We start from the raw sequence: 6836 nt of genomic DNA, 5'->3' as shown, positions 1-6836 counted from the left end.
GACGGCCTGGTGGCGGTAGCCCTGCGGGGTGCTGATGCGGTGCTGACGCTGGAAGTGATGGCTACGGCTGCGGGTCGCCTGAGCGAGTTGGTGAGTCTGACGGATGAGGTAACCGTACGTGAGGGTGTGAACCTGAACGGAACGGGTGGTGCCTTGACGCTGTCGTTCACGACGGCAGAAGTAGCCACGGGCCTGAACGCCCTGCTGCAGAACACGCCGAACCCGGTACGCGGTGAGACGGTGATCCGCTACGAGCTGGCCGTTGCCGGTGCAGCGACGCTGACGGTACAGGATGCCGCTGGCCGCCTGCTGCTGACGCGCAAGCTGGACGCTACGGCTGGCCGCAACCAGGTGACGCTGACGGCAGCGGAGCTGGGCGCGGCGGGTGTACTGACCTACACGCTGACGGCCGGCGACTTCACCGCTACCCGCAAGATGGTGGTGGTACGGTAGAACTGGAATCAGAGTTGCCCTTTGGGGTGACTCAGGGGAAAGCCCCGCTGCTCCTTGGTTGGAGTGGTGGGGCTTTTCTCTTTTGGTGGTGGGACCTTCGGTCTTAGGGGTCGGGCTGAAGCCGCGACAATACCTTTAGCGACCTGCGGTCTTGTGGGTCGGGCTGGAGCCGCGACAATACCTTTAGCGACCTGCGGTCTTGTGGGTCGGGCTGGAGCCGCGACAATACCTTTAGCGACCTGCGGTCCTGGTGGTCGGGCTAAAGCCGCGACAATACCTTGTGGGTCGGGCTGAAGCCGCGACAATACCTTGGGCGACCTGCGGTCTTGAGCGAGTTGGGCTGAAGCCGCGACAATACCCGGGTGGTGCTCGGGTATCTTAGAGCTTGTCTAAATTTTTACTTCCTGATAACCAAGCACTTATGAACCTGGCGTCACAAAAAATGGCTTACGTAGTCCACTATGCGCGCAATTTTTTGTCTAGCCAGAACCATAAGTCATTGATTATCAGTTCTTAAAAATTTTAGACAAGCTCTTATTTTTTGAGGTGGTGAATGCGCAGGTTATCGAGGAGGAGGGCGGGTTGGGCGGCTCCGCCGTTCCAGATGGCTACCACGAGCTCATCGGCTCCTTCTGCGGGAAGGGTAGCGTCGAGGTGGACGGCGCGGTGCCAGTTGTGGTTGAGCACGCGGTGGATCCTGATCAGCCGGCGTTTTACCTCCTCGCCGTTACGACGGAAGATGAGCAGGAATTGGGCGGAATTGTCGATGTTATACCGGGTAGCGTCGATACGGGCGTCAAAGCTGGCCCGTAGCCAGGTGCCCGGCGGAAGCTGGATGGGGATGATAAAGTCAGGGCTATTCTGGTCGCTCTCCTTGAGGCAGAGGGCTCCCTGTCCACTGACGGGGGCGATGCCGCAGCTTACGGGCCGGTTCTCGAAATCCTCCGCGAAAAGCAGTAGGCTGTCCTGCGGCGTGCCCGGGAAAAACTCGGGTGTGTCGAGGGCTAAGCGGTCGTCGTGGTCGATGCCGTAGGTGTAGAGCGTGCGCCAGAAGTAGGCTTTGGTCATTTGCTCCGTCAGGAATAGTCCGCCGCGGTGCGCCTGGTGCGTAAACCAGAGGTTGTGGTAGATGAACAGCAGGATGACGCCGGTTAACAGGACGCGCAATGCGGTGAGGGTGGTTGACTTCCCCTGCTCTCCCCCTCTGGGGGCTGGGGGGTGTTCTTCCCCCAGCACCTGCGACCGCGCAAAAAAGGCCCACTGCACGAAGGCGGCCAGTGGGAAGGCGAAAACGACGTAGGTCTGCACCATGGTGCGCTGCCCGAGGCTGCCACCGTACCACCAAACGGACCAGCTGAAAGCCACGTAAATGAACAGTGCGGCGTGGAGGAACAGGGCAGGGAACAAGTCGGGCCGCCGCCGGAAAAGCGGGATGAACCCCAATAAGCCAAATGCCATCAGCGGGGTATAAACGAGCCAGCCCGCCTTGTAGCTGAACATGCCGGCGTGGAAATGGGTCCGCAGCCAATCAAAGCCCTGGTCCTGGTAGCTATACACCAGCCAATCGCCACTGACGTACTTCCAGTAGATCAATTGCACCGATCCAATGGCCAGCGTGACGCCTACCGCTGCCACGAGCAGGCGGGCGTGGGTGGCAAAAAACGCGAACCGCTCGCGCCAGGCACTACGCCGTAAGACGTTCAGCCCCCACAGCAGGGGAAGGATGGCGGCGACGATTTCCGTAGGCCGCGTCAGGGCCATCAAGCCCAGGCAGGCGCCGATGAGCAGGGCCCGGCCCAGCGCAGGCTTTGCGTAAAAGCGGTGGGTAGTGAGCAACAACAGGGCGTAGAGGCTGAAAACGTGGTTGTGCGTCATGGCCCCATCAATGGCGGCATAATTGAGGTAATTGGTGCCAAAGACAAGCAGAAGCAAGGTCAGTGCCACCACCCTCTCCGGGAAGTAGTGGCGCAGAAGGGTAAGCAGCCAGAACAGCCCCAGGAAACTCACCACCAGGCTCCCCAGCGAAATCATGAATTGGTAGGGAAAGGAAAACCCGTCGGCAGGATAAGCTCCACTGGCACTGGCCCAGGCGTGGGCAAGGAAGAAGAAGGGGCTGTAGAGTACCGCCTGCCCGACGCTGTACTTCATCACCTGCCGGCCGCTGGGGTGGGTAAACGTTTGGTAAGGGTAGGGAGTAGGCCGGTACTTGGTCAACACCTCGTCCAAAAATTTGACCTCCCGCAAGTCGTGGTAAATGAAGGCCGCCGGCAAGTACATATAGTAGCCGCTGACGTCCCAGCTGATGGTAGCTTCCGTACCCGCGTGCTTCCACTTCGGGTAATAGAAGAAGTGCACCAGCCCAATGAACAGGTAGCAGACGAACAGAGCGATGGTGGCGGAGCGAGCGATAAGGCAGAAAATCTACGGAGCGAAAGACTTGGGTTTGGGGAACACACCACGCAGCAGCGGGGCTCCCAGCGGTTGGCCAAAGCTACGCACCCGGGGCAAAAAACTTTCTCCGCCTTTTGGTAGAAGCCCCCAGTAGCGTGCGGGCGGGCCAGGAAAATATTACCTTGGCCCGAAATACCGAATGATCATGCGCTTTTTTCCCGCCCTCTGCTGGCTGTTGATTGCTGGCCTGTTTACCGCCTGTTCGCCCAAAGCAGCCGTCTTTGGCACCACCACCGGGGTTTACGGGGCCAGTTTTGATCACTTCGCCATCAACGTAGAAGATGTAGACGCCAGCGTCGCCTTTTACCAGAAGGTGTTGGGGCTGGAAGAAATTTACGACGGCACCGAAAAAGAAAACATCCGCTGGCTCAGCCTGGGCAATGGCATGAGTCTCCACATCATCGAAAGTGACCGCAGTGAAATCCGCCTCCATAAAGGCGTTCATCTTTCCATTTCCGTCACTTCCTTCGATGCTTTTGTGCAGCATTTGCGCGACATCAACCTCCAGTTCTGGAGTTGGCAGGGTGTACCGATGCAGACCAACGACCGCCCGGACGGGGCCCGGCAGGTCTACTTCAAAGACCTCGACGGTTACTGGACGGAGGTGAACGACGCGCGCGTCATCTGGCAACGGGCCCAGAATGCCCGCCCCTGAGCTTATTGGAACGCAATACAGACCGGCGTGGGCAGGGCAAAATCCTGGCCCTTAAATGTCAGCTTTCCACTCTTCTCATTGATGCTGAAGGGGACAATGTTGCCCGAATTCTGGTTGGCAGCGTAGAGGAAGCGGCCGGTGGGAGAAATGGCAAAATTGCGGGGAACTTCGCCCCGGGTACTTTCGTGGCCGACGGCGGTGAGCAATCCGGTGCCGGAAGCCACCGAAAAAATGGCGATGCTGTTGTGCCCCCGGTTGGAGCCGTAGAGCAGTTGGCCGTTGGGGTGTAAGTGCAGGTCGGCGCAGGAGTTCTTGCCCGTCCAGCCCGCCGGTAAGGTAGACAGTGTTTGGACTACTGCGAGGCTCTGGGCGGCAGCGTCGTTGCGCACCACCGCAACGGTTGAATTCAGCTCGTTGATGACGTAGAGAAAGCGGCCATCGGCCGACCATTCCGTGTGGCGGGGGCCTGCTCCCTCGGTGAGCGTAAGGTAGGGCTGGGCGTAGGGCTTCAGCTTTTCTTCGCTGAGGGTGAAAAACCAGAGCCGGTCGAGGCCCAGATCGGCGATGACGACCAAATTCCCATCCGGGGCCACCCGGGCAGAATGGAGGTGTGGCTGCCGGCCCGGTACCAGGTTTTCGGGGACCACGAAGCGGTCCACCTCCACTACCTGGCCAGCGCTTTCCTGGCGGTAAAGCTTGGCCACCCCGCCCACGTAGTTGGTCGTAATCAGGTGCCCTTCCGCCAGTTCAATGTGGCAAGGAGCCTTGCCGCCGGTAGGCACTTTGGCCACCTCCCGGTAGCCATCGCCAATCGCGTAGGCGTGCAAAAAGCCCGTCGGTTCGTCTTCCTGCGCCAACTCGCTTACCGCGTAGAGGTAGCTCCCGGTAGGGGAAACGCGCACGAAAGAGGGGTTGGCCTGTCTGACCACCAGCTGCTGGTTCGTAATCCGTCCATGCCCGTCCAGATTGAGTTGGTAAATGCCTTCGGCCTGGCCGTTCACCCACCCTTCGTTGCGGGTATAGGTGCCCACGTAGGCTTCCCTTTCAGACCATTTCAGGCGCTGTTGCAGGCTTGGCGTGCAGGTTTGGAGCAGCAGGCCCAGCAGGAAGAGGCCAGCGTAAAGATGTCGTGTTTTCATGGCAGAAATGTAGGCATATTTGGGCGGAGGGAAGGTGTAGGGGCGCGGCCGCAGGTGCTCCAGAGCGGACGAGGAGCAGGGCCTGACGGGCAACCCCGGTCATTCCAGCAGTTCATCCACCTTAGGTGCCCGCCACTTGGCGTAACCCACCGCGTTGGCTTCGGCTTTCTTGATGGCTTTGCCGCTGCGTTGTTTTTCCCAAACCATGGCCACGGTCATTACCAGGCTGGTACCGATGATGAGGAAAAGGAGAATGCCGGGCTTGAATCCTTCCACCATCGCAGTTTCGGGGATGGCGTAGAACAACAGCACGGTGATGAGGCCGCGCGGTGCAATAAACAATTGGGGAAGGATGTCTTTGCCCACCAGCAGGCGCAGCAGTACGAAGCGCACCAGGTAAATGGAAGCGATGATGAGCAGACTGATCAGCGCCACCACCGGGTCCAGCAAGGAGGCCAGGGAGATGGTTAGTCCGAAAACGACGAAGAAGAAAGTACGGACCACGAAAGCCGTCTCCATCGTAATGACGTGCAGCCCTTCGTAGATCTGGTGAGCTTTGCGCAAGTTCAGATAGCGCTTGATCGGCCCCTGGAAAAACAGTTTCATGTTGGCAATGACGAGGCCGAAAACCAGGATAATGATGAGGGACGACAGGTGCAATTGCTTGCCAATCGCGTAGAGCAACAACAGCACGGCAATGAGCAGGAACAACTTGGTATGGCTCTTGATCTGCTGAAAGACCAGGAGAATAGCGTAGGAAGCTACCAACGAGACGACGATGGTCAGCAACGTAGTACCCGCAAAGCCAGCCAGGCCATTGCCGTGCTCTCCGCCCGCCGCCGCGTGCTCAATTTGCCCCGTGAGGAAGTAGAAGAGCATGATGCCAAGGATGTCCGAAAAAGTGCTTTCGTAAATGTGGAATTCCTTCTTGTCCAGGCGCAGGTCACTGACGCTGGGAATAATGATGGCGCTGGATAATATCGATAGCGGTGTAGCGTAAATCCAGGCGGAAAGCACACTCATCTCCGGTATGAAGAAGCGCAGGATGCTGGCAGCAGCCCACGCCGAAAGAAACAGGCCCCCCAGGGCAATGACGAAAGATTTGGCTATGGGCAGGTACTTCTCAGGTTTGAGCTCCAGTTCCAGTGCGGCTTCCAGAACGATCATGATCAGCCCGATGATGCCGAGCACTTCCAGTATCGGGAAGAAGTCATAGTCCCGCAGCTCCAGAAAGTCCAGCAAAGATTGCATCGCAATGCCCAGAAAGATGAGCATCAGAACGGCCGGGATGTTGGTCCGCTTGGCAATCTCCCCGAAGAAGAAGGAAAGGATGACCACCAGGCTGGTGTCGATGATGAGGGTATACGGATTCATGCTGGATTTAGTTGGGGCGGTCTTGAAAAAGGCTGGACGTGCGAGGTGCGGCTTGCGGCGCAATGGTGTAGCCCCACTCCTCCAGCAGTTGCCGGAAAGCGGGCAGGTGATCGCCGCAACGGAGCAAGACCCGCAGCTGCCACCCCCGTTGATCGGGCAGAGCGAAAAGCTCGGGCTGGTGCCGCCAGTCGAGGTAAGTACAGGTAAACAACCGGTGCTCCAGCCGCTCGGTGCCCGCCGCGTCGGCGTCCGCCCGCGCAATTTGTAGTTCATGAAACCCGCTCGTGCGGCTACCCTGTTGCAAGGTAAAGCCCTCGTTTTTCAACCGCCGGTACCCAATCAGCCGGCTGCCAGCCGCCGTCTGCAACTGCAAACCAAAAGTATCCAATGACCGGATGGTGCCCTCCTCTTGCCCAAAAATGAGTTCCTGCCCCGGCCGCAGTTCCGTCGTGATGCGCAAAAAACGCCCGCTGAGGTATTCCCGCAGGGGGCTCCAACTCATGGCCACCACACTTCCCATGATCAGGCTGTGCATGAGGGGGTTGATCAAGACAAAGACCACCCCGATGACAATCAGCGCCAGCGGTTCGTAAAAGGCCCGGATTCTGGCCAGTCCGTTGCCCAAAACCCGCTTGCGGGAGTCATTAATGCGCAGGCCTTGCAGGAGCAGGCGGCCAAAGGAAAGGCCTGCGTACACCAGGCCCGTTACCAAGACGGCCTTGAATAAGTCGCTCCAGAGCAGAGAAGGTAAAAGCTGTTCCATA

At 58.7% G+C, this 6836-nt stretch carries 6 protein-coding genes; 2 read left to right on the top strand and 4 right to left on the bottom strand.

Annotated features, from left to right (window positions below; genetic code table 11):
• Positions 1 to 453, top strand: a 453-nt coding sequence (locus H9S92_RS21935) for a T9SS type A sorting domain-containing protein (protein ID WP_187468854.1), incomplete at its 5' end; no start/stop codon positions are given.
• Positions 454 to 987: 534 nt separating this feature from the next.
• Here the strand turns inward: H9S92_RS21935 and H9S92_RS21930 are convergent.
• The gene (locus tag H9S92_RS21930; protein WP_187468853.1) at positions 988 to 2808 is read right to left on the bottom strand and encodes a hypothetical protein; all 1821 of its coding nucleotides are present in this window, start codon (positions 2806 to 2808) and stop codon (positions 988 to 990) included.
• A 241-nt stretch (positions 2809 to 3049) separates the two neighbouring features.
• On the opposite strand from H9S92_RS21930, the gene H9S92_RS21925 reads away from it, so the two are divergent.
• A complete protein-coding gene (locus H9S92_RS21925; protein ID WP_187468852.1) occupies positions 3050 to 3559 on the top strand; it encodes a VOC family protein in 510 nt (169 codons plus the stop codon).
• Positions 3560 to 3561: 2 nt separating this feature from the next.
• On the opposite strand, the gene H9S92_RS21920 is transcribed toward H9S92_RS21925, so the two are convergent.
• The 3 genes from H9S92_RS21920 to H9S92_RS21910 all read right to left on the bottom strand — a co-directional run bounded on the left by H9S92_RS21920 (position 3562) and on the right by H9S92_RS21910 (position 6835).
• Positions 3562 to 4698, bottom strand: a complete 1137-nt coding sequence (locus H9S92_RS21920; RefSeq protein ID WP_187468851.1) for a lactonase family protein — start codon at positions 4696 to 4698, stop codon at positions 3562 to 3564.
• Positions 4699 to 4797: 99 nt separating this feature from the next.
• A complete protein-coding gene (locus H9S92_RS21915) occupies positions 4798 to 6072 on the bottom strand; it encodes a cation:proton antiporter domain-containing protein (protein ID WP_187468850.1) in 1275 nt (424 codons plus the stop codon).
• 7 nt (positions 6073 to 6079) lie between these two features.
• A complete protein-coding gene (locus tag H9S92_RS21910; RefSeq protein WP_187468849.1) occupies positions 6080 to 6835 on the bottom strand; it encodes a hypothetical protein in 756 nt (251 codons plus the stop codon).
• Between the last annotated feature and the right edge of the window lies 1 nt (position 6836).

The sequence above is a fragment of the Neolewinella lacunae genome (assembly GCF_014349155.1).
Classification (GTDB): Bacteria; Bacteroidota; Bacteroidia; order Chitinophagales; family Saprospiraceae; genus Neolewinella; species Neolewinella lacunae.
The sequence above is the reverse complement of the archived record's forward strand: the minus strand, read 5'-3'. Positions and strand labels throughout refer to the sequence as shown.